General features: G+C 50.5%; 17 protein-coding genes. 12 read left to right on the top strand and 5 right to left on the bottom strand.

What is annotated here, in order from left to right:
* The first annotated feature begins 6 nt into the window (after positions 1-6).
* From TREPR_RS16480 to TREPR_RS16430, 11 genes are read left to right on the top strand one after another with little or no spacing between them, the layout of a single operon-like run.
* Positions 7-2,034: a TonB-dependent receptor plug domain-containing protein gene (locus TREPR_RS16480; RefSeq protein WP_015709484.1), complete on the top strand. Its 2,028-nt coding sequence runs from the start codon at positions 7-9 to the stop codon at positions 2,032-2,034.
* Positions 2,027-2,929: an ABC transporter substrate-binding protein gene (locus tag TREPR_RS16475; protein ID WP_015709483.1), complete on the top strand. Its 903-nt coding sequence runs from the start codon at positions 2,027-2,029 to the stop codon at positions 2,927-2,929. Before TREPR_RS16480 ends, TREPR_RS16475 begins: the two co-directional genes overlap by 8 nt.
* Complete coding sequence (locus TREPR_RS16470; RefSeq protein ID WP_015709482.1) at positions 2,916-3,929, top strand: FecCD family ABC transporter permease; 1,014 nt, start codon at positions 2,916-2,918, stop codon at positions 3,927-3,929. Before TREPR_RS16475 ends, TREPR_RS16470 begins: the two co-directional genes overlap by 14 nt.
* 9 nt (positions 3,930-3,938) lie before the next feature.
* The gene (locus TREPR_RS16465) at positions 3,939-4,748 is read left to right on the top strand and encodes an ABC transporter ATP-binding protein (protein ID WP_015709481.1); all 810 of its coding nucleotides are present in this window, start codon (positions 3,939-3,941) and stop codon (positions 4,746-4,748) included.
* A complete protein-coding gene (locus TREPR_RS16460; RefSeq protein ID WP_015709480.1) occupies positions 4,741-6,942 on the top strand; it encodes a nitrogenase component 1 in 2,202 nt (733 codons plus the stop codon). The genes TREPR_RS16465 and TREPR_RS16460 overlap by 8 nt, the downstream gene beginning before the upstream one ends.
* Positions 6,911-8,212: a nitrogenase component 1 gene (locus TREPR_RS16455; protein ID WP_015709479.1), complete on the top strand. Its 1,302-nt coding sequence runs from the start codon at positions 6,911-6,913 to the stop codon at positions 8,210-8,212. Before TREPR_RS16460 ends, TREPR_RS16455 begins: the two co-directional genes overlap by 32 nt.
* Positions 8,213-8,225: 13 nt before the next feature.
* Positions 8,226-8,756, top strand: coding sequence for a bifunctional adenosylcobinamide kinase/adenosylcobinamide-phosphate guanylyltransferase (locus tag TREPR_RS16450; RefSeq protein WP_015709478.1), 531 nt, complete (start codon positions 8,226-8,228; stop codon positions 8,754-8,756).
* Positions 8,753-9,568: a cobamide remodeling phosphodiesterase CbiR gene (cbiR, locus tag TREPR_RS16445; RefSeq protein ID WP_015709477.1), complete on the top strand. Its 816-nt coding sequence runs from the start codon at positions 8,753-8,755 to the stop codon at positions 9,566-9,568. The genes TREPR_RS16450 and cbiR overlap by 4 nt, the downstream gene beginning before the upstream one ends.
* A 1-nt stretch (position 9,569) precedes the next feature.
* Entirely contained in the window at positions 9,570-10,616 is a 1,047-nt protein-coding gene (cobT, locus tag TREPR_RS16440; protein WP_015709476.1) for a nicotinate-nucleotide--dimethylbenzimidazole phosphoribosyltransferase, read from the top strand.
* Entirely contained in the window at positions 10,613-11,461 is an 849-nt protein-coding gene (locus tag TREPR_RS16435; RefSeq protein ID WP_015709475.1) for an adenosylcobinamide-GDP ribazoletransferase, read from the top strand. The genes cobT and TREPR_RS16435 overlap by 4 nt, the downstream gene beginning before the upstream one ends.
* A gap of 31 nt (positions 11,462-11,492) precedes the next feature.
* Complete coding sequence (locus TREPR_RS16430) at positions 11,493-13,463, top strand: TonB-dependent receptor plug domain-containing protein (RefSeq protein ID WP_015709474.1); 1,971 nt, start codon at positions 11,493-11,495, stop codon at positions 13,461-13,463.
* On the opposite strand, the gene TREPR_RS16425 is transcribed toward TREPR_RS16430, so the two are convergent.
* Both TREPR_RS16425 and TREPR_RS16420 read right to left on the bottom strand, forming a co-directional pair.
* Positions 13,460-16,579, bottom strand: coding sequence for an efflux RND transporter permease subunit (locus tag TREPR_RS16425; protein ID WP_015709473.1), 3,120 nt, complete (start codon positions 16,577-16,579; stop codon positions 13,460-13,462). The two genes, TREPR_RS16430 and TREPR_RS16425, sit on opposite strands and share 4 nt — an antisense overlap.
* Positions 16,576-17,673, bottom strand: coding sequence for an efflux RND transporter periplasmic adaptor subunit (locus TREPR_RS16420; protein ID WP_015709472.1), 1,098 nt, complete (start codon positions 17,671-17,673; stop codon positions 16,576-16,578). The genes TREPR_RS16425 and TREPR_RS16420 overlap by 4 nt, the downstream gene beginning before the upstream one ends.
* Positions 17,674-17,776: 103 nt before the next feature.
* On the opposite strand from TREPR_RS16420, the gene TREPR_RS16415 reads away from it, so the two are divergent.
* The gene (locus tag TREPR_RS16415; RefSeq protein WP_169313434.1) at positions 17,777-19,120 is read left to right on the top strand and encodes a TolC family protein; all 1,344 of its coding nucleotides are present in this window, start codon (positions 17,777-17,779) and stop codon (positions 19,118-19,120) included.
* A gap of 43 nt (positions 19,121-19,163) precedes the next feature.
* Here the strand turns inward: TREPR_RS16415 and TREPR_RS16410 are convergent, their stop codons facing one another.
* The 3 genes from TREPR_RS16410 to TREPR_RS16400 all read right to left on the bottom strand — a co-directional run bounded on the left by TREPR_RS16410 (position 19,164) and on the right by TREPR_RS16400 (position 22,876).
* Entirely contained in the window at positions 19,164-20,294 is a 1,131-nt protein-coding gene (locus TREPR_RS16410) for a DUF362 domain-containing protein (RefSeq protein ID WP_015709470.1), read from the bottom strand.
* A 68-nt stretch (positions 20,295-20,362) separates the two neighbouring features.
* The gene (locus TREPR_RS16405; protein WP_015709469.1) at positions 20,363-21,148 is read right to left on the bottom strand and encodes an alpha/beta hydrolase; all 786 of its coding nucleotides are present in this window, start codon (positions 21,146-21,148) and stop codon (positions 20,363-20,365) included.
* A gap of 9 nt (positions 21,149-21,157) precedes the next feature.
* Positions 21,158-22,876, bottom strand: a complete 1,719-nt coding sequence (locus TREPR_RS16400) for a glutamine--tRNA ligase/YqeY domain fusion protein (RefSeq protein WP_015709468.1) — start codon at positions 22,874-22,876, stop codon at positions 21,158-21,160.
* Between the last annotated feature and the right edge of the window lie 115 nt (positions 22,877-22,991).

Genomic DNA, 22,991 nt, shown 5'->3' with positions numbered 1-22,991 from the left:
ACTAATATGATGAAGGGACGTTTTCTCCGGGTCGGAAGGATACTTTCGGCCTGGATTCTCTTTTTAAGCATCCCCGGCTCGGTTTTTTCTCAGGAAGAGGAATGGGATGATACCCTCTTTATGGAAGGGGAGGGTATTACCGTAACGGAAAGCACCGAGACTACCCAGCACATGAGGGTAATCAGCAAAGAAGAAATTGAGAAACAGAATACCCATGATCTTGCAACCCTGCTTCAGGAAACCTTGGATATGGGGATAACCAGTTATGGTGCTTACGGGAACCAGACGAATATCAATATGAGGGGTTTTGATTCCAATCGCATTGCTTTTCTCATTGACGGGGTTCCCGCTAATTCTCTCGTAGCCGGCGGCTTTGATTTAAGCCAGATAGATCCCTCTTCCATAGACAAGATTGAAGTTATCTATGGGGGCTCAGATTCTAAATACAATGTTTCAGGTGCCCTTGGCGGGGTTATCAATATTATTACAGTGAAGAAGGAAAAACCAGGTTTACGGCTGGGGGGTAGTATATCGAACACGTCAGCCATGCCCGGAAAATACCGGAAGCAGGATGGCAATGTGGAAAAGCCTCATTATGAGGACCTTCTGGACTCGCAGAATTACTCCCTTTTTGGTTCCTATGGGGCGGAAAAGTACTCTGTTACTGCCAATATATTTACGAACCGGGCAGCGAATCATTTTCTCTTTAAGGATGAAAATTTCGATACGGTCCGCCGGAAGGAAGGCAATGAAGTTTTTGATACTGGCGGCGGACTATCGTATAGCCGGAATTTGCCTGACTATTCAACAATTATTGCATCCGGCGATATATACTATGGGGATAAAAATATTCCCAAATCCGGTGTGGGTTCTTCAAGCGATTTAATCGGCAAGCAGACGGATTTTTCAACCCGGCAGAAGCTCCTGCTTGATATGCCCCGGGTTTTTCATGACAATTTTGCAACTGAGGCGTCCCTCTCCCATAGCTGGAAAACTTTAGATTATGCACCTTCTATTGATGGATCATCTTCTTCACTGCATGATGAACATCTTATTATGGGGATAAACCGCTGGACCTGGTATCCCGGTGAAAAACTTACCCTGATGATGGGAGCGGATTACCAGTATGCTTTCCTTAATTCAACGGAGTTTAATTTTCATGACCGGCATGACGGCGGAATCTACCTTACCGCTGAATTTCAGCCCCTTGAGCAATTTCTCATAATACCCTCGGTCAAGGGTGTTTTTAGCGGCCCCCAAACCAGTATGCCCGCTGTAGCAGTTCCAAAGCTTGGTCTTCTTTGGAATATAAGCGATTCGCTCAGATTGAAAAACAATTATTTCCGCAGCTTTAAGCAGCCTGATTTTCAGGATCTCTATTGGTCCGGCGGGGGTATGAACGGTAATCCGGACCTTAAACCCGAAGACGGCTGGGGGGGGGATTTGGGGGTCCTGTACGCCTATAAAGAGTTTTTGAATATCGAAACTACGATGTATACCCAATGGACAGAGGACTCAATTCACTGGGCTCCTTTTGTGGGCACTACCTGGAGACCCGAAAATGTAGGGGAGGCGATGTATTTTGGTAACGACACCAGGGTAAAATATGTGATGCCGCTATCCAAGGGTGTTTTTCAAACCGTTGGAATCTCCCTTTCCTATCAATATCTTTTAAGTTACCTGCTTAGTTATGGCTTTACCTGGGCTTCGGATAAACGTATCCCCTATATGCCCATGCACACTGTCGGCGCATCTCTGGAGTTTACATGGAAAACCGGCTCCCTTCAGCTTTCGGGGCATTATGAGGCTTTGCGGTATTCTGATAGAGATAATAGTGCTCCCATGGACCCTTATTTTCTTCTCAATATTAATGTGAATCAAAAAATTAATAATTATTTGTCATCTTTTTTAGCGCTTCGGAATCTGCTCAATACATTCTATGAATCCAAAGAATCATATCCCGTGCCCGGGTTTACCGCAACCATAGGTATGCGGATAAACATTGAACCCGGCAAGGAGAAAAAAAGTGAATAAGTTTTCTGCCTTGTTTGCGGCAGCCTTGTTATTAGCCGGATGCGGCGGGAATAATGCACGGCTTGTAACCGACCGGGGCGGGAACTCCGTGGCAATATCCGGTCCCGTCAATAAAGTTATTTCCACTGCTCCATCCAGTACAGAGATATTAGTTGATCTGGGACTTGCAGATAAACTGACCGCCATAGACAAATACTCTCTGGGTGTAAGAGGGGTTAACCAGGACCTGCCCTTGATAGATTTTTTCTTCCCCGATGCGGAGGTTATAATCGGCCTCAATCCGGATGTGATAATTTCTAACGGTCATAATAAAATCGGAGCAGGGGATGACCCTTTTAAGTTGATCCGGGAAGCAGGTATTTCAGTGGTGTATATACCCTTGAGCAGTGATATTGATGGTATATGCGGGGACATAGAATTTATCGCCGATTTGATGAATGTGCCGGATCGGGGCAAGGAATTGGTACGATCCTTTAAAAGCCAGATTGATGAAATAGCTGCTATAGGAAATACAATCGAGGACAAAAAGACGGCGTATTTCGAAATATCCCCGGCGCCGGAGCTGGTAACCATAGGGCGGAATACCTATTTGCATGAGATGATGACCATCATTGGAACTGTAAATATATTTTCCGATCAGATTGGTGTTATCTTCCCCGGCGCTGAGTCTATTCTGGAGAGAAATCCGGATGTCATAATCACTAACATCCAGGAGAGATACAATCCCGTTGGGGAAATAAAAAACAGGGAAGGATTTGAATATATCAATGCGGTAAAAAACAATGCTATTTATTTGGTGGATACCAATTCGGCAGCCCGGCCTTCGGCCCGCATAGTCCTGGCCTTGCGGCAGATGGCAAAGGCGGTTTATCCGGATAAATATGAAAAGTTCTAAGAAGATCCTTATCGGTGTCATAATTGCAGCAGTGATAGTATGCATTGGGGCCTCTGTCGGGAGTACCTATATCTCTATATATGATACCCTGAGGATTATTGTTGAAAAAATATTTTCCATACACCTCACGGAAGGTATTGAGATGCGGGATGTGTCTATCGTATGGACCCTCAGGCTGCCCCGAGTATTGTTAGCCTTTATCATAGGCGGTTCCCTTGCCATGGGCGGCGCCGTGATTCAGTCGGTTCTGAAAAACCAGATCGCCTCTCCCTATATTTTGGGGGTCTCTTCGGGGGCGACCCTGGGGGCGGCGCTGATCATGCTTACGGGGTTTACGATCCCTCTGATTGGCGGATTTACCCTGCCCCTTACGGGGTTTCTTTTCGGCTTGTTAACAGTGTATATCGTCATTTCCCTTTCCTCAAAGTTAGACAGGACCATGTCGAATAACACAATCATTCTCTTTGGTATGGTGTTTACCCTCTTTATCGGCGCCTTGCTTACCACCCTGCTCGCCCTGTTTCGGGAAGAACTCCGGAATCTGATATACTGGCAAATGGGGAGCTTTGCCCTCAAGGGCTGGTCCTATGTTAGATTGATGCTTCCCTTTTTTGTTATTGGAACCCTGGGGATACTGCGGTACACCAGGGAAATGGATATTCTTACATTTGGAGAGGAGCAGGCAAAATCCGTCGGCGTGGAAACAGAAAAGGTGCGGAGGCGGCTGTTTGTTTTTTCAACCATCCTTTCCGGGGCGGCGGTTTCATTAAGCGGTGTTATCGGTTTTGTGGATCTTATCGCGCCTCACATGGCACGAAAAATTGTGGGGTCCAATCACCGGTATGTGATACCCATGTCTTTTATTCTTGGTGGAAGCCTGATGGTGGTAACCGATCTTATAGCCCGGACCATTGTGTCTCCCTCGGAACTTCCTGTGGGGGCTATAACCGCATTGATAGGTGCGCCATTCTTTGCATGGGTATACTTTAAAAAGAAGTAGGGGGTATATATGTTGGAAATAAAAAATTTAAGCAGCGGGTATGATGGCCTTGATGTTATCCACAATATTAATCTGAAGGCGGAGAAGGGAGAATTTCTCTGTATCCTGGGACCTAACGGCTGCGGTAAGAGTACCCTCCTCAAGTCTGTAGCCCGTATCCTTCCCTATCGTGGAAAGGTGGTCATAGATGGCCGGGATCTGTCATCCTTCAGCCGAAAAGAGCTTGCGAAAAAAATTGCCCTCATGGGCCAGATGTCGGAGATATATTTTCCCTACAGCGTTTATGATACGGTTTCCCTGGGACGTTATGCCCACACTGAGGGGTTTCTTAAAAGCCTGTCTTCTGAGGATAGGGATATTATTGCGGATATACTTAACAGGCTGGGACTCTACAGTGAAAAGGATCGGATGATAAATGAATTATCCGGGGGGCAATTACAGCGGGTGTTCCTGGCACGGACCCTGGCGCAGAATCCGGAAATCATCCTGTTGGATGAACCAACCAACCACCTGGATCTGAAACATCAGATAGAGTTACTGCAATATATCATCACCTGGGCCAAGGATAATAATAAAACTGTTGTTGGTGTTTTACATGATTTGAACATGGTCCATTATTACGGCGATAACGCCGCTATTATCCACAAGGGCACTCTGGTTTCCTACGGCAAACCGAACCAGGTTCTGGACGGGGAAACCCTCAATTCCATTTACGATATGGATATCCGCAGCTTTATGCTGGAATCCTTGGAAAATTGGCGGAGTACCGGGGAACACAAAGAATGCGACATGGATCAACAGGAAGTTAAACATGCCTGAGATTGCAGTATACGGAAAGGGCGGAATCGGCAAATCAACTATCTCCGCGAATATTTCTGCGGTTCTTGGCCGGCAGGGGAAGCGTATTTTACAGATAGGCTGCGATCCCAAGCACGATTCTACCAGGTTTCTGCTTCATGGGGAGCGGATCACTACGGTACTGGATTACCTCAAGGGGAAAACTCCGGATCAGTGTTGCCTTTCCGACGTGGTTCACCTGGGCGCCTTCGGGGTTCACTGTGTAGAAGCGGGAGGGCCGGAGCCGGGGGTAGGCTGCGCGGGCCGGGGTATACTGACCACCTTTGAACTTCTGGAACGGCTGGGTATTAAAGATAATAACTACGACGGGATACTCTACGATGTTCTGGGGGATGTGGTCTGTGGCGGTTTTGCGGTGCCCATACGCCGGGACTATGCAGAAAAAGTGTATATCGTTACTTCCGGTGAATTTATGTCAATTTATGCCGCCAATAATATTCTGCGGGGGCTGAATAATTATGATTTGAAGAAGGGCCGCGCCGGGGGCATAATTTTCAATTCCCGGGGTCTAGCGGAAGAGGAAGACCGGGTTAAGCGTTTCTGTGATGCCGTGGGGCTCCCCCTTATTGCCCAGTTCCCAAGGAGCGATCTCTTTTCAGACAGTGAAAAAGCAGGTATGTGCCTGGTGGAGGCATTCCCGGACTCGGAGCTGGGGGAACAGTTTTCTTTCCTAGCGGATCAGGTTTATTCCCAGAGCGAGCTCTATTCTGCCAAGCCCCTTTCTGACGAGAACCTGGAAGAACGGATCCTCGGCAAAAAAGCCCCCGCTGCCGGGGTGCGGAAAGAGCTGCCTCAGGATATTGACAGGGCAGCAAAAAAGCCAGCCTTCTTTTCCAAGAGCCTTGTGTCACATGAACCCCTCCATGGCTGCGCCTTTAGCGGCGCCATGAGCATCACCACCCAGGTGGATGACAGCGTTAGTATCGCCCATGGTCCCAGAAGCTGCTCCCATATTACCTACCAAAGCATCACCTCTGTTCCCCGGCGCTTTATCCTGGAACGGGGAATAATCCTCCCCTACGGTTCTTCCCCGCCGGTGGTTTCTTCGGAAATGAACGAAGGGGTTATGATCTTCGGCGGTATAGAAGAACTGCGGGAAAAAGTCATTGAGGCCAAGACACGCTACTTGCAACGAAGTTCCCCGCGCAAGCCAGGGGTTATCTTTGTCCTCACAAGCTGTCCCAGCGGGATTATCGGTGATGACATCCGCTTTGTCCGGGACCTGGAGGATGATGCTATAAAGATTATCCCATTACTTACCGATGGCAACCTTCAGGGAGATTATCTCCAGGGTATACTGATGGCATACATGGAAACCGCCCGGAGGCTTATCGACCGGGAATTTGAAGCTGAGGATGACACGGTTAATATTGTTGCTGAAAAGTCGGAAACCAACGCCAGGGATGCAAGCTTCAGGTATGTGAAGGACATTCTGGACCGCTTCGGCATCCGGGTGAATTGTCACTTTATCTGTGAAACCACGGTAGAAGAAATCAGCCGGTTTAAACGGGGGCGGCTTAATATTTTGGCCTACGGGGATTATATGGGCAGAACCATCAGGACTTTTCTTGAAACGGAATTTGGCGCGGAATTCCTGGACAAGCCCTTCCCCATAGGTTTCAGGGAAAGCTGTGACTGGGTCCGCAGTGTTGGTGAGTATTTTCATAAAAGCAGAGACCTTATTGAATCTATCACCCTAGATTATCAGAAACAATACCAGGACGAGCTTGAACAGATTAGGCCCCAATTAGAAGGTAGACGGCTGATGGTGGTCACCTATAATCAGGATATTGACTGGATATTACAGACTGCGGTCGATCTGGGAATGAATGTCGTCTTTGTGGGGATTCTGAATTTTTCTCAGGACAATCATTTTACTACAAATTTCAAAGATCATATTCTTGAACTGCATATCTCCTATGAAAACACCCGGCGGAAGGCTGATGTTGCCCGAATTATGCCGGACCTGCTGATTACGAACTACAGCTCAAATGATCAGGATCAGTCCATCCTGACTGATACCATACCACTGAGTCCGACTGCAGGGTTTCTGAGTGGAATTCTGTTGGCAAGACGTTGGGCGGAAATATTCAGGATGAATTTGAAGGAAGGCTGGAGGCAGGATGAATTACTATTCAGAAAATATTGCTCCTGACAGCTTCTCCGGCGCCATATTTGCTATAGAGGGAATAAAGGACGCCTGTACCGTGTTGAACGGACCTACAGGGTGTAAATTCTATCACAGCGCCATCAGCGACAACCAGTTTTTCCGCACCCCCACTTATGACCCCCTTGAACATACCGAGGGTTTTTATTTCGGACAGTCCCGGGTGCCCTCTACATACCTGGATGGGAATGATTATGTTTTCGGCAGCGGTACTAAAATTGCGGACCTGCTCAAATCAGCGGTAAAAAAGAACTTTGCCCTTATAGCTGTGATCAATTCTCCCGGAGCGGCCCTTATCGGCGACGATTTAGAGCGCTTTCTGGAGATGGAAGTCCGGGACACCCCCTGTTTTTCCGTGGAGAACACAGGGTTTTCCGGCAGCTTTGCTTCGGGGTATCAAAATGCCCTCATAGGCGCATTAAAAGTTCTCGGCCTGGAAGCTTCGGGGAAGCCTAAAAAAAAGGCGGTGAATCTCCTTGGGCTTTGTATCTATCAGAAATACTACGATCAAAATTACCTGGTCCTGAAACGCCTGCTGGATCTCTGCGGTATTGAGGTGATAGCTGCCCCAGGCGGGGGGGACAGCGCTGCAACGATCCGGTGCATCCCCGAAGCCGCCCTGAACGTGGTGGTTTATGCGGAATACGGCGGGGAGATTGGAGAGTACCTACGGACCGGCTTCGGCATACCTTCACTCTGTCCCGGGGAAGGTCCCCCCATCGGGTTTGACGCCGCCGCCGGCTTTGTGCGGCAGGTCTGTGAAGCCTTGGATACTGATCCTGGAAAGGCTCTGGATACCATTGATAAAGCCAGGGGCCGGGCATACCTGTACCTTTCACGGTTCTCGTCCCTCCTGGGGCTGCCCAAGGGGGCCCTATTCTCCCTAAAGGCTGAGGCTTCAACTGCATACACCCTGACCAGGTGGTTCTGCGGCTACCTGGGGATGATCCCTGCGGCGGTTTCGGTTCTCCCTGATTCTGACCCGCATTTCACACAAAAACTGAAGGACTTTCTTGAGGTTATACATTATGGGGAAACTTTACAAAAATCTATTATAGAAGCACCCACACATATTTTACTGGCCGATGGTAATACTATTGCGGAATTAAAATTATATGGGCAGCAATTCTGCGGTATAGAAATTTATCTGCCGTCCCTGGGATACATGGACATCACCGAAAAGTCCATTTTTGGCGGTGAGGGTGCACTTTTTCTGTTGGAACAGATTTTGAACGGTCTGCGGTATGTAATACATTAGAAGGAAAGGGATTATGATCATTCTTATCACCGGAGGAATTAAATCGGGCAAATCCCGGCGGGCCCTGGATATAGCGATACAGGAGTGGCGGGTCTCTCCGGCGGCACCGGTTTCTTTTATCGCCACTGCGGAAGCCCTGGACGGCGAGATGAAACTCCGCATAAAGAAACATCAGGAGGAGCGGGCGGTAATCGGCGGGGTCAATGGGGGTGCGCAGGGATTTATAACCATTGAGGAGCCCCTGGAATTGGACCGGGTAATTAGCGGTGCAGGACAGCGGGCGGTGGTGGACTGTCTGCCCATGTGGGTGAACAATATTATGTATTATAAGCGGGAGGATGATTTCTCCCGGATTTTGGATTTTTTTATTGGCGGTATGAAAGATTGTATTGTGGTTACCAACGAAACCGGATTGGGGAATGTCCCTTTTGATGAAACTACCCGGCGCTACAATCTGCTCCTGGCAGAGGCAAACCGGAAGATTGCTTTTGCTGCGGATCGGGTGGAGTTCATGATTTCTGGTATTCCCATGAGGGTAAAATGATGGATAAATCTTTAATACAAAGCGCTGCTTGCAACACAGTTTCCCACGCAGTTTTATTCCCTCAAGGCTGTCTTACGGTCCCATCCTGGGTTATTCCCGGTACTTACCTGGAAAATCTGGGTTTTCTGGATGATAAGAAGGAAATACGGGGTGTAGAATTACTGTTTTTTTTGTACAATGATGAAATCAGGGAACAGCTTGATGCCGAATGGGAAGGGATACTGCAATTCACGAACCGTTTTGTTTTTACAGCTCACCTGCCGGATACTGTTTTACCGGAACACGAAGAGCTGGTGAGGCGGCTTAATCCCCTGGTACGGAATTTTATTGTTCACCCCGGGGATCCTGAAAACGCCTCGGCCTTAGGATCCCTGGTTAAGGGCTGGGCAAAGAAATACCCACCGGAATCGGGATCGTCGAAAGCCGCACCCCATCGCTTTCTGGTAGAGAACACTCATCTGGGAAAATTTGATGCCCTGCTGCCCTATCTTGATGAGAATATGGGGATTTGTATGGATACGGGGCATCTCCTTCTGGAAGGGAAAAGCCCTGCAGCTTTTTTCGCAGAACACCGGGACAGGATTGGTGAGATACATCTTCACGGCCTTGATCGGGAGAAAGCCGCCCTTGACGGGCGGCTTGTGGATCACCGGCCAGTCCGTGGGGAGGATCCCTGGTTCCGGGAATTGTACCCCTTGCTCACACAGTTTAGCGGGGTTATCAATACTGAACTTTTTTCTTGGGAAGAAGCAGAGGCAGGTATAAACTCAATAAAACAATATAACCAAATTAAAAGCCGCAAGGAGGCATAAAATGGAAAACATCAGGATTAAGATGGAAGCCCATCTGGATGATCTCACCAAACCCCGGGGAAGCCTGGGAAAGCTGGAAAGCTATTGTATTAAAATGGCTGAAATACAGGGGAAGGTTCCTCCCAGGGTTGAGAAAAAGGGGGTTTACGTATTTGCCAGCGATCACGGCATTGCTACGGAAGGAGTATCCCTGTATCCCCAGGAGGTTACCCGGCAGATGGTACTGAACATTCTTTCAGGCGGCGCAGGAATCAACGCCCTGGCAGGGGGTACAGGCTGGGAAATCATCATGGTTGACGCAGGGGTGATAGGGGAGGAATTTCCTCCGGACCTGGAAGTAAAACCGGGATGCACCTTTGTACGGGCCCGTGTTGGCAACGGCTGCCGGAACAGTTTTAAGGAGGATGCCCTTACTCCGGAAGAAACAGAAAAGGCCCTGGCTCAGGGGAAAGTCCTGGCACAGGATGCTGCAGATCGGGGTTTGAATATAATTGCTATCGGTGACCTGGGTATCAGTAACACCAGTACTGCCGCAGCAATGCTGGTTGCTGCAGGCTTTAATATTGATGATATGGTAGACCGGGGAACCGGCATCGATAAGACGATGCTTGAACATAAGCGGCATATCATCCAGGAAAGTGTGAAACTCCGGAATTCTCCCAAGAATGGGAAGGCCATTCTTCAAAAACTTGGGTCCTTTGATTTTGCCATGATGGCCGGTCTTATTTTGGGACTTGAGGGTAAGGGCATTGCCTGTGTTATCGACGGATTTCCGGTTACTTCCGCTGCCTATATGGCCTATATGATCAACCCTAAGGTTTCTGACTGGCTTTTTGCGGGCCACCTTTCCAAGGTAGTCGGACACAAGCCGGTGCTGGATCGTATGGGGCTTGATCCCATCGTGAACCTTGATATGCGCTTGGGAGAAGGTACCGGTGCGGTTATCGGCGGACACATCATTGAACTGGGGGTCCGGGCAGCGAGGGAGATGGCCTCCTTTTCCCAGGCCCATGTTTCAGGTGGTGAAACAAAGGAAGAAAAATATTGATCTTAGACCGGTTTCTGTCAACATTCAGTCTTGTTTCGCGGATTCCGGTTAAAATTCATTTTACCTTTGATGCTTCCAGGATGGATTTCTACCTTCCTGTCATAGGCGTATGTCCGGCTTTGCTGGTCTTTCTGGTGTCCCAGGGGCTTGTTCTGATAATGAGCGAGCCCCTGGTCATCAGTATTATTGTTCTTATAGTGCAGTATTTCTGTTTTAATCTTTTTCATTTAGACGGGCTTATGGACAGTGCTGACGCTTTTCTGGGAACGGTTGATCGGGAAAAGCGTCTGGCTATACTGAAGGATTCCCGGGTTGGGGTCTATGGGTTTTTTGCAGGGTTTGCGGATCTTTCCCTTAAGGCTGCTCTGCTTAGCGCCCTGCTTCCCTTTTTCCACCAATACGCTGTCCTGCTCCTGGCCTATCCCATAAGCGGCAGATTCGGCGGCGCCTTGATTCCCTGTCTGGCGAAGCCGGCAAATCCTGGCGGCCTCGGCGCACTGGCTAAGGATGCCAAGGCCTTCCGCGCGATCCTGGGTTTTCTAAGCGCATTGATAATTTGGGGCCTCCTGGCCTGGGGCTTTTTTAAGCTGGGCACCTTTGTTTTTGGCGCTGAAGTCCTTGGCGGTCCGGCGTTTCCCACGTGGAATTTCCAGGAAATTATACCGATAATGCCCCTCCTGGCAATATCACTGTGCCTGTCCGGCCCCCTGGCTGCGCTGTTTTACGCCCGGGTCTACCACCGGTCCCTGGGAGGGTATACCGGTGATGCACTTGGCGCCGCAATTGAGACCGGAGAACTGCTCCACCTTAGCGTAGCCTATATCATTCTCAGCGTTGCCGCCTAGATTAGAGTTCCAGCTTTGGGTAGTATGAATCATGCTTCCCTTATTACTCTGTCTTTTTGTGCTGCTATTCCCTTCGGAACTTTCCGCCCAGCCGGTAAATTTCCCTGAGCTTCCGCCGGATTATTCTGCCGCAGATGAGCTGGGGGTGGAGCTGCCGGAAAGGGCTGTTCTAAAGAGGATTATTACCAGGGAAGAGATCGAAAAGTATAATGCCCCGGATATAGCGACCCTTTTGCAGGAAGCACTTGACGCAAACGTTATCAGTTCCGGCCCCTACGGCAATACAGGAAATATAAGCCTTCGGGGTTTTGATGCCCGGGGCGCCGTTTTCCTGATAAATGGGATGCCCATAGATTTCCTGCTTCCCGGGGAATTGACCCTGATACACATGGACCTTAACGCAGTGGACCGGATAGAGATTTACTACGGCGGCGCGGATACCCTGTACAACATACCGGGATCTTCAGGCGGGGTTGTCAATCTTATTACCGGTGAAGGGCAGGAATCAGGTTGGCGGGTTCAGGGAAAGGTTTCGAATACCGCCGCCCTGCCGGGAAGCTATTATCGCAATAATGGTGAGGAACAGAATCCCCAGTTAATTGATCTGCTGGATACCCAGGGCGCTGTCTTTTCTGCGGGGGTGGGCATGGAACGGTTCTCTCTGGGAGCGGACATTTTTTTTAACCAGGCAGGCAATCACTTTCTCTACCGGGATGGTGGGTATACCCGGCGGCAGGATAAAGGCGGTCTCTGGGACTTGGGAGGATCCGCCGCCTTAACCATGCACTTACCGGACTCTGCCAAAATAATTGTTGCTGGAGACCTTTACTACGGTAGTAAGGAAGAAAACCCGGATTATTTTTCCTTCAGGAATAATTTTCTCTTCAATATTCCTGTTACCCCGGATCGGGATAAAGGGTTTGAACTGGGAATAAACAGCGGTTGGCAGATCCTGTATTATGATCGGGAACCGGGTTTTCATAACCAGGAGGAATATACAATCTCTGTGTTGAATCGCTGGAGCTGGCGTTTCGGGGAAAGGTCCCTTATTATGTTTGGTGGGGACTATCATTACAGCTCCCTTACTGCTAAGAATTCTCAGGAACTTCACCAGGGCGGTCTTTCTCTTGGCGGAGAATTCAGGCTTCATGACAGCTTGCTCATTGTCCCGTCGATTAAGGCTATGCTTAGCTCCGATCCTGGCGGCGGCTTCTATATAGCGCCGGCACCGAAACTGGGTATCTTCTGGTATGCTGCCGATTTTCTTACTTTCAGAAACAATTACTACCGGATATTTAAGTATCCCAACATACAGGAGCTCCGTTGGGAGAGCGGTGACGCCAAGGGTAACGGCGCCATTAAACCTGAAGATGGCTGGGGCGGGGACCTTGGTACGCTCTGGATCATCACTGAATGGCTGAATTTTGATAACGCCATTTTTGCCCAGTGGAATAAGGATACTGTTCACTGGCTTCCCGATCCGGCTGTATCAACGATACTCATTCCTCAGAATGTAGGGGAAACCGCGTCTTTCGGCGCCGATACCAGGATTGGTTTTGATATTCCCCTCTACAGCTTCTTTGACAGGCTGGTTTTCTCCCTTTCCTACCGGTATCAGTTAAGCTATTTTCTGGGGGAAGGATACGGTTTTGCTTCGGATAAACGGGCGCCCTATACACCGGTCCACACCGGGGGCATTTCTTTGGAGCTGCCCTGGAAAATTGGTTCCTCCAGGCCCGGTCCGCTCCCGCAAAAAGAGGGGTCCCTGCTAATTTCCGGTCATGTGGAAAGTCTCCGGTACGGCGACTCTGACAACGGCGAAAAACTGGATCCCCATGTTTTGCTTACCGTGAACCTCAGCCAACAAATCAGCAGAAACTTTAGCGCTTTTCTGACCCTACGCAATGCCCTTAACTATTCCTACGAATCCTATTATAGGTACCCCGGACAAGGATTTACCCTTATGCTGGGGCTGCGTACCGGGTTTGAAGGTGATACCTAATTTTGTACAGAATTTAGCACTTGTCCTTTTGCAGCTTTTTTCCGTTCTTTTCGTTTTTCCATGATTAGGTAGAGGACGGGAATGAAAAACAGGGTGATGAAGGTGGAGCTGAAAAGGCCGCCGAAGATACTCTGCCCCAGGGGCGCGTAGAGTTCCGACCCTTCCCCAAGGCCTATGGACAGGGGAATTACCCCCAGCAGAGTGGTCAGGGTGGTCATCAGTATGGGCTTCAACCTGGATTTTGCGCCGGTCATGATCGCCTCCTCCAGAGAAATCCCATAGCGGTCCCGGAGCATGTTTGTGTAGTCGATGAGCACAATAGCGTTATTAACCACCACCCCCGCCAGGGTGATGATCCCCAAAAGGGAGACAATATTGAGGGTGCCACCGAAGAGGAGGAGTCCCCCGGTGATGCCGATCAGGGTGAAGGGAATAGAGGACATGATCAACAACGGCTGGGTGAATCGTTCAAACTGTATCACCATTACTGCGTATACCAGGAAGATGGCGATAGCAAGAACGATTATCAGGGAACGGAAGGAGGAAAGCATTTCCTCGGTGGAACCGCCTATTTCCCAGCTTACTCCGGGAACCAGCCCCTGGGTGTGGATCAGGCTGGTGACCCGGCGGGAAGTTTCCCTGACATTGGGATCCATGAGGCTGGCGCTCACCGTGATAGATCGGGACTTATTGCGGTGGACTATCTGGGATATTTTTTCTGTGGTTTCCAGTTCCGCTACATTCGCCATGGAAACCCGTCTCCCATCTGATGTGTTGAGTTCCAGGCTGTAGAGTATGTCCTGAGGAATAGTTCCCCCGGTAAAGTTTGTCCGCAGTTCAATAGGAATATTATTGATCCCCCCGTAATAGGTTCCCAGGGACAGACCGTTAAAGATAACCCTGTTCATCATGGCAGTTTCATAAGAGGAGAGCCCCATGGTCCCCAGGTATTGATGGGCCAGTTTGGCGGTCATTTCCCGCTGATTAAAGCGTATGTTAAGATCCGTATCCGCCACATTGGGGTCCCGGCGCATATAGTCGCGGATCTGTTCAGCTCCGGCAAGTACCGTATCCATATCGTTTCCGTAAACATGGATTAGAAATCCGCTTCCTCCGGTGGCCAGGGAAAGTAAGTTTGATACCCCGCCATTACTGAAGGTCGCCCGTATATCGGGAATAAGCCGGGGGACCTCTTCCTGGAGCCGGCTGATAATTTTAGTAACATGTTGTTTCCGCTTGCTAACCCCGGAAAGTCTGATGGAACCATAGGCCCGATTTTTTTCTTTCCGTACCCCAAAGGCATCTGCCTTGCCCACCACAAAATAGGATGTTTCGGTCTCCGAGATAATCCGGTAAATTTCCTGTTCCAGAAGCATGACCTTAGCCCGGGTCATTTCCAGGGTGTAGCCCCCGGGGGTCTCTATGCTTACCTCTATTTCAGACATGTCCGTCTGGGCCAGAAATTCAAATCCCAGAAGCCGCATGGAAAGGAAACTCAATACCATGAGGAAGACTGTTCCCAGGAGGAAGGATTTCCGGGAATTCATGGCGCCCTGAAGCGTCCTCTGGTAGAGATCGGAAAGTTTTTCTATCCACTTTTCTGAAATCCCACCGATCCGGGCGCTCAGGGAGCTTTTGTTTTCGGGTTTGAGGAACAGTGCGCAGAGGAAGGGGACCACGATGATTGCCACAAACGCGGAACTGAACAGGGCAAAGATAATGGTCCAGGCTACATCCCGAAGGATGAGTCCCGCCAGACCAGACAGGAATATAATAGGAAAGAAAGCCGCCAGTGTGGTTGCGGTGGAGGCTATCACTGCGGCGCCTACTTCATCGGCCCCCAGAGACGCAGCTTTCTTGCGGTCCATGCCGGAATCAAAATGGCGCTGAGTGTTTTCCAGGATTACTATGGAGGCGTCCACCACCATGCCGATAGCCGAGGTTAGTCCCGCCAGGGTTATCAGATCCAGGGTTGATCCCTTTGCCCAGAGTCCGATGAAGGTAAAGAGAATCGACAGAGGGATTGACAGACCGATGATAAGGGTAGTGTTTCTGTTGTGGAGGAACAGGAAGAGTATCAGTACCGCCAGAATAGCCCCCATGATGGCAGACTGGAATACCGAACTCATGGAGGTAGAAATATTACCACTATCATCCTTGAGAAACACGAAGCTGATACCCCCGGCGTATTCTTTTTCCAGGTTTCCCAAAATCTCATGGACTGTATCGCTTATGGTGATACTGTCACCTTGGCGCTGTTTTTCAATAAAGAGAGCCAGGGAATCTCTGCCATGGTTGATCACGTAGTTATCCTGACGATCTTCCCGTACAACGACCTCGGCCACATCCTTGAGCCGTATGTACCGGCCGTCTTTGAAGGCCAGTACCTGATCTTCGATTTCTCTCAGGGAACCATAGCGGCCCTCGGTCCTGATATTCAGATTGTAGCCCTGGTAAACCCCATCCCCGCCGGGAAGGGAAACGTTGGCCGCAGGGATGATTTTTGCAATATCCAGTACCGAAAGGCCCACCGCCTTAAGCCGCTCAAGATTTGCCAGGATCTCCACTACATCCTGGCTGTCCCCGCTCATGTTCACTGCCGCCACACCGGGAATTCGGGAGAGGGCGGGGATCACCTCGTCCCGGCAGAGGACGGACAGCTCGCTCCGGTCGCCCTGACCTTCCACCAGGATGGTCATGATGGGAAGTTGGGATGTGCTGTAAGGAAATATATCCGGGGGGCCGGAAATATCATCGGGAAGATCCACCATGGCGGCGTTGATCTTTTCCCGTATATCAGGAATACGTTTATTGATATCTTCGTTATATCCCAATTCCAGGGTGATCATGGAAACCGAATTCTGGGAACTTGAACTGATCTGCTTTAATCCCTCCAGGGTACCCAGAGCGTCCTCCAGAGGATTGGTAATTTCCTTTTCAATATCCTCGGGGCCAACTCCCGGCCAGGTGGTAGCCACTATAGCCGTAGGAATACTGATGTCCGCAACAAGATTCCGGTTAAGGCTCAGCCCGGCAATCAGGCCAAATACCAAGAGGATGATCAGGCTCATCAGAATGACTGCGGGGTGTTTTATTGCATAATCAGCGATTTTCATGGAAGAGGCGCTCCGGCACTGCCCGGAACCTGGGGCAGTATGTTAAGCCTTTGCCCGGGGGTTATGAAATGCTGGCCTTCCAGAATAAATTGGGTCTTACCGTATTCCTTGGGGATTTGAAAAACCTCTTCGTTAAAAAACGCCGGGATAAATTCTATAAATTGGGCCCGTTTGTTTTCATCCACAAACCAGAGCCGGTTCTGGGACCCCATGGCCTTAAAGGGGAGGTAGCAAACATTGTCCCGGCTTTCCAGAACAAAGGATACATTGGCAAACATACCCGGCCTGAGCCCCCGTGTCGCAGCATCAGGGATGGTGTATTCCACCAGGAAGCTTCGGTTTTCCGGGGACACATAGGGGGCCAGGCTCCTGCTCTGAAGGAGGAACTCTTCATCCCCAAAAGCGGGAACCTGCATCCGTACCGGCATATCCTCCCAGTGTTCCGCAAAAAACCGGTAGTGTATTTCCGGCACCGATGCGGTGATCCGCAGATCCTCCAGGTCCCCCAGAGTGATCAGAGGTGTTCCGGCAGCGACCACAGCTCCCTCGGTGCTGTGGCGCATGAGCACGATCCCGTCTATGGGGGAGCGGATATTGGAATAGTCCCGGTTAAGCTGGGCCAGGTCATTCTGGGCCTTCGCCGCCTCATAGGCCATTTGGGCTTCCTCGTATTGCTGTTGGGTAGCCGCCTGGTTGTTATAAAGATTGCTGACCCGCTCATAGGTGGACCGGGCGGTATGGTAGGCCGACTGAGCCTGGAGTCCGGTGAGGTCATAGGGCACGGAATCCACCTGGGCCAGAAGTTGGTTTATTGTAACCGGTTTTCCCGGGTCCGCATCCAGAAGTATCAGGGTTCCCCCTACCCGGGGAACCAGGGTAATCAGCCTGCCGGTTTCCACCTGACTGGTGATTCTAATGCTCTTTTCAATTTTTCCCCATTGGGGGTAGAGGGTAATCACCGGAGCAAGGTATTCTTCCTTTGCAGCCTTGGGCTTCAAAAAAATTGACCAAAGGGCAGCCAGAAGTAAGGCTCCCAAAATAATAAAGGCGGTGATTTTTACAGGTGATTTTTTTTTGTTATTAGCGGCACTCATCTATTCAAAAACGTCCCTTTTGATTACAATTATAGGCAGAATTACAATGATAAGAATAATAAAAAAGAACAAAAATCACAAGCCTATATATAGGTTTTTCCTTGTGGGACTGTTTTTAGTTGGTGTTTATATACAATCTCATGGACAGGAATGGGATCGGGACAAGCTTTTGTCCCAGGCTCTTGGACGGAACAATACCTATCTTCTGTCCGCAAGCCGCAGCCGTGAAGCCCAATCGGCCCTCAATTCAGCCCGTGCCTCCCGGTTTCCGGTATTGCGCTTCACCGGCAATATGAGCTACATGACCAATCCCCCGGGGGTAAAGGTTGAAAAAGGCGCCCTCTATCCGGGTGGGCCGGTTGCGGTACCTGGTATGGGCTCGATTCCCTTCCCCGCCCTTCCCGATAAGGACATCACTATGAGCCTCAGCGATAATACCCGCTATGAATTCGGCCTGAGCCTGGAACAGCCCCTATTTACCTGGGGCCGTATTAATAATTCTGTTAAAGCGGCGAACCTGGGGAGCCGTGCCTCGGCGCTGCAAATGGAACAGGAGCGGCGGAATATCGGGACCGCCCTGGACATACATCTCTATACCCTGGCCTACCTGAGCAGTATCCGTGCAATCCTGGAAGAACAGCGGCGCAGTGCCGACCGGCTCATAGTAATTTCCGAGGAAAGTTTTGCCAACGGCTTCCTCCTCCGGGCGGATCTGCTTGAATCCAAGCTCCTCACGGCGGAAGTGAAACTGGGGGACTACGGCATACAGGAAACCTGGGATAATGCCTTTCTGGCGATTAAGACCCTGACAGGGCTGAATGATCTGGACCCCGACTCGATCCGCTTTTCCTCAGAAACGGACCAGGATGATCATGGTTATTCCCCATTGGACAAGGAACGGCTCCTGGCTCTCAGCAAGGAGCGGAACCTGGGGCTCAAAATGCTTTCCCTTCAAACCCAGGCTTCGGAGCGGCTCCTGGCGGCTTCCCGTGGGCAAATCTATGGCAAACCCGATCTGGGCCTCTTCCTCCAGCTTGGGTACAGCGGCTGGCAGGACCCGTCACTCAATTTCACTGCTTCCGTGGGGATACGGAGCACTATCTTTGACTGGGGCCTTTATCAGACTGTCCGCCAGAAAAATGAGAGCCTTGCCCAGGCCAGGCTGGAGGAAGAAAAGGGCCGGCGGGATTTGGAGGAGTATCTGGAAAAGACTCTGCGCCAATTGGAACTTTCCCAATACCGGCAGGAATATCTGTCCTTAAAGATTGAGGCTGGTGAGGCCCAGAAGGATCAGGCCGAGGCGGCCTGGAAGAGCGGCTACGGCCAGGAACGGGAATACCTGGCAAAGGAACTTGCCTGGTACCGAGATCGCATCACCCTGCTTCAGGAGGAACTTGCCGCCCTGGTTACGGCGATTCAGCTGGAAAGCGTCTTCAGCAATAACTAAGGCGGCAGTCTCTCCCGGTAAAACCGGGAGGGGAGCAGTTTTACTATTTTACCGTAATCAGTTCATAATCTCCGCTGCCCAGGCCGATCTTTTCCGCATGGGCAATCTGGGTCCGCCAGTCTGTGGTGGGGTGAATATCCATCAAGTGGTCCGCGTTTCCGTGGCTATCCTTGTGGGTTTCTTCCCGTTCACCGATGATACTGGTCTTGATCGATGGAGCTGCGTTTACCGCGTCAATACAGGCGTGATCCAGCGCAACGGGATCGAAACTGGCAAAGATGCCCACATCCGGGACAATCGCCGTGTCGCTTTCTCCATGGCAGTCGCAATAGGGAGAAACCTGGTTTACCACGGTGATGTGGAAATTCGGCCTGCCATCCACCACCGCCTTGGTGTATTCGGCAATTTTGGCATTCAGGGTTGCGTTGGTGGTATCCCACTTGGTAAAGATGGCGTTTTTACTGCACGCACCAATACAGCGGCCACAGCCCACGCACTTATTATGGTCGATGGAGGCTTTCTTTCCGTCAGCAAAACTGATGGCGTTGTGGTTACAGAACCGGGTACAGATCTTGCAACCCACACAAACGCTTTCATTAACCTGGGGTTTACCATCGTTGTGCATGGCCATCTTACCTGCCCGGCTGCCGCTCCCCATGCCGATGTTTTTCAGGGCCCCGCCGAAGCCGGTGTTTTCGTGCCCCTTGAAGTGGTTTAGGGAAATTACAATGTCCGCGTCCATGATAGCTTTGCCTATATGGGCCACCTTGCAGTGGACACCGCCGTTTATGGGCACATCCACATCATCAGTTCCACGGATACCGTCGGCGATGATGTTCTGACAGCCTGTAGACAGGGGCCAGAAACCGTTTTCGTTCGCCGCATCCAGATGGTTAAGCCCCTGGTTTCGTTTTCCTACATAGAGGGTATTGCAGTCCGTCAGGAAAGGCATACCCCCCAGGGACTTGATTTTATCCACCACCACCTTGGCAAAATTCGGCCTTAGAAAAGCCAGGTTTCCCGGTTCGCCAAAATGGATCTTAATGGCGACATACTTCTGTTTAAAATCAATTTGCTCAATACCGGCTTTCGTAATTATACGATCCAGCTTATTCAGCAAACTGTCTCCGACCTTGCAGCGCATATCGGTAAAGTACACTTTCGATGTTCCCACTCCGATACCCCCTCTTTTATAGTTTTGTTGTAGTTCAATGCGGCAGAATTAAGGACCCCGTACAATCCCTAAGAGTACCACACCTGAAGTGCTTTATTTAACCCATCGTTAAAGAACTGCCAGTCATGAACGCCGGCCCATTCTTCGTAGGTATAATCCCATTCCAGTTTTTCAATCTGGTCCTTAAAGCGGATGTTCTCTTTCTGGAGAGGATCTTCAGTTCCGCATGCGGCGTAGATCTTCGGTTTTACCGAGCGGGAAGCAATTTTCCTGGTCAGTTTAATAATTTCATCACCCTCGGTGTAGGACAGATCGTTGCCGAATATGGCATAAAAGTCCCGGAGTATGGCTTCTGCTTCCGGTCCGCCGGTCTTTAACCAATAGTCAGCATTTTTCTGTAAACTGTTAAGATGTTCATCAATAAATAAACAAGCCGAGGAAATAGCTCCGCAGAAACCATATTGATCCGGTTTGGTTAACGCGCATTTCAAGGCGCCGTAACCTCCCATGGAACATCCCATCACCGCTGTATCTTCCCGCTTCGCAGAAATATTAAACACCTTCTTGCTGATTTCGGGAAGCTCTTCACTGACATAGGTGAAGTAGTCATACCCATGTTTCATGTCGGCGTAGAAACTCCTCCCTACCTCAGGCATGACAAAGATGGCGTTATAATCCTTGGCAAGGGTCTGAAGCATAGTGCTGTCAAGCCAGGAATTGTGATCCCCATGCAAGCCGTGGAAAAGATACACAACTTTACAGGAGCCCTTGTCCCGGTGCGTGTCCGGGGCCAGCACACTTATCCCCGTCTCGATATGCAGCACTTCAGAATACACATTACCACGTACAATCATATTGTTCTCCTATTTGACAGTTTTCTGTCCGATTTTTGCCCAGGTGTCCCGGAGCCCCACAGTTTTATTAAAGACCGGCGTACCCCGGGCAGAGGAATCGGGATCCCGTACAAAATACCCAAGCCGTTCAAACTGAAACCGGTCCCCCGGCGCCGCCTTGGCCAGGCCCGGTTCGCCGTAGGCAGTTGAAATAAGTTCCAGGGAATCCTTGCTGAGGTTGTCCAGGAAGGTTTTCCCCGGCGCCACATCCATGGGCCGCTCCACCCCAAACAGGTGGTTGTAGATACGCACCTCCATGGGGACAGCGTCTTCTGCGGAAAGCCAGTGGATGGTGCCCTTTACCTTGCGGTTGTCCGGGGCATTGCCCCCCTTGGTTTCCGGATCATAGGTACAGCGCACCGCAGTAATAGTACCCGCAGCATCCTTGTCAAAGCCCGTGCAGGTAACAATGTACCCGTAGCGCAGGCGCACCGAATTCCCCGGGAAAAGCCTGAAGTATTTAGGCGGCGGCGTCTCCTCAAAGTCGTCCTGCTCAATCCAGAGTTCCCGGGTAAAGCGTATCTTCCGGGACCCCGCCGCCGGGTCCTCAGGGTTGTTCACCGCTTCCAGTTCCTCGGCCTTACCATTTTCCCAATTTTCGATGATGAGCTTTAAGGGCTTGAGCACCGCCATGATCCGGGGGGATCGCTTATTCAGGTCCTCCCGGAGACAGTATTCGAGGAAGGCGATATCCACCATGCTGTCGGTTTTGGCAATCCCGATTTGGGAAATGAAACTCCGTATAGCCTCTGGCGTATAGCCCCGGCGCCGTAGACCTGCGATGGTGGGCATCCGGGGATCGTCCCAGCCCGAGACATAGTTGTCCTGGACCAGCTTGAGCAGCCAGCGCTTGGAAAGCACCGTATGGGTGATGTTAAGCCGGGCAAATTCGATCTGTCGGCTGGGGAACACCTCCGCTTCGTTAATGAACCATTCGTACAAAGGCCGGTGTATCTCATACTCCAATGAGCAGAGCGAGTGGGTAATCCCCTCCTTAGCGTCCGAAAGGGGGTGCTGGAAATCGTACATAGGATAGATGCACCAGTTATTGCCGGTACGGTAATGGGTTTCCCGCCGGATCCGGTACATCACCGGGTCCCGCAGGAGCAGGTTGGGGTGGGCCATGTCGATCTTGGCCCGCAGGGTCCGCGCTCCATCGGGAAATTCTCCCGCCCGCATTCGGGCCAGGAGGTCCAGGTTTTCTTCGACCGACCGGTCCCGGTACGGGCTATTCCGCCCCGGGGGAGTATTGGTGATGTTGTTTTTATCCTCCACCGCCGTTCCCCGGTATTCGCTCATTTCTTCGTCCGTAAGGTCATCCACATAGGCATGACCCTTTTTAATGATCTTCACCGCCAGGTCGTAAAGGTATTCATAATAGTCGGAAGCGTAAAATTCCCGATCCTCCCAGTCATAACCCATCCATTTGACATCCCGTTTGATAGCCTCCACGTAGGAGATATCCTCTTTTTCCGGGTTGGTATCGTCAAAGCGGAGATTACACTTGCCCTTGAAGCGTTCCGCCATAGAAAAGTCGATATAGAAGGCCTTGCAGTGGCCGATATGGAGCCAGCCGTTAGGCTCAGGCGGAAACCGGGTATGGACATAGCCGAACCGGCCGTTTTTGAGGTCCTCTTTGATGAATTCGCTGATAAAGTCCGATGCGGTTTCCGGCACATTCTCTGGCATATTAAAATTCTCCCTCACGACGGACAGGGCTCGTAATCCGGCTCACCAGTCCGTGAGAATGACTCTCCCCACCCTAAAGGGTGGGGTATCGTCGTTCGATAAGAAATTTATTGTA

The sequence above is a fragment of the Treponema primitia ZAS-2 genome, assembly GCF_000214375.1.
Taxonomy (GTDB): domain Bacteria; phylum Spirochaetota; class Spirochaetia; order Treponematales; family Breznakiellaceae; genus Termitinema; species Termitinema primitia.
This window is presented reverse-complemented; position numbering and strand designations above follow the sequence as displayed.

What these genes read in the sequence shown, in the direction of transcription:
- TREPR_RS16480 (WP_015709484.1), top strand. Translation starts at nt 7, where the DNA reads ATGATGAAGGGACGTTTTCTCCGGGTCGGAAGGATACTTTCGGCCTGG.
- TREPR_RS16470 (WP_015709482.1), top strand. Translation starts at nt 2,916, where the DNA reads ATGAAAAGTTCTAAGAAGATCCTTATCGGTGTCATAATTGCAGCAGTG.
- TREPR_RS16465 (WP_015709481.1), top strand. Translation starts at nt 3,939, where the DNA reads ATGTTGGAAATAAAAAATTTAAGCAGCGGGTATGATGGCCTTGATGTT.
- TREPR_RS16460 (WP_015709480.1), top strand. Translation starts at nt 4,741, where the DNA reads ATGCCTGAGATTGCAGTATACGGAAAGGGCGGAATCGGCAAATCAACT.
- TREPR_RS16455 (WP_015709479.1), top strand. Translation starts at nt 6,911, where the DNA reads ATGAATTACTATTCAGAAAATATTGCTCCTGACAGCTTCTCCGGCGCC.
- TREPR_RS16450 (WP_015709478.1), top strand. Translation starts at nt 8,226, where the DNA reads ATGATCATTCTTATCACCGGAGGAATTAAATCGGGCAAATCCCGGCGG.
- cbiR (WP_015709477.1), top strand. Translation starts at nt 8,753, where the DNA reads ATGATGGATAAATCTTTAATACAAAGCGCTGCTTGCAACACAGTTTCC.
- cobT (WP_015709476.1), top strand. Translation starts at nt 9,570, where the DNA reads ATGGAAAACATCAGGATTAAGATGGAAGCCCATCTGGATGATCTCACC.
- TREPR_RS16430 (WP_015709474.1), top strand. Translation starts at nt 11,493, where the DNA reads ATGCTTCCCTTATTACTCTGTCTTTTTGTGCTGCTATTCCCTTCGGAA.
- TREPR_RS16425 (WP_015709473.1), bottom strand. Translation starts at nt 16,579, where the DNA reads ATGAAAATCGCTGATTATGCAATAAAACACCCCGCAGTCATTCTGATG.
- TREPR_RS16420 (WP_015709472.1), bottom strand. Translation starts at nt 17,673, where the DNA reads ATGAGTGCCGCTAATAACAAAAAAAAATCACCTGTAAAAATCACCGCC.
- TREPR_RS16405 (WP_015709469.1), bottom strand. Translation starts at nt 21,148, where the DNA reads ATGATTGTACGTGGTAATGTGTATTCTGAAGTGCTGCATATCGAGACG.
- TREPR_RS16400 (WP_015709468.1), bottom strand. Translation starts at nt 22,876, where the DNA reads ATGCCAGAGAATGTGCCGGAAACCGCATCGGACTTTATCAGCGAATTC.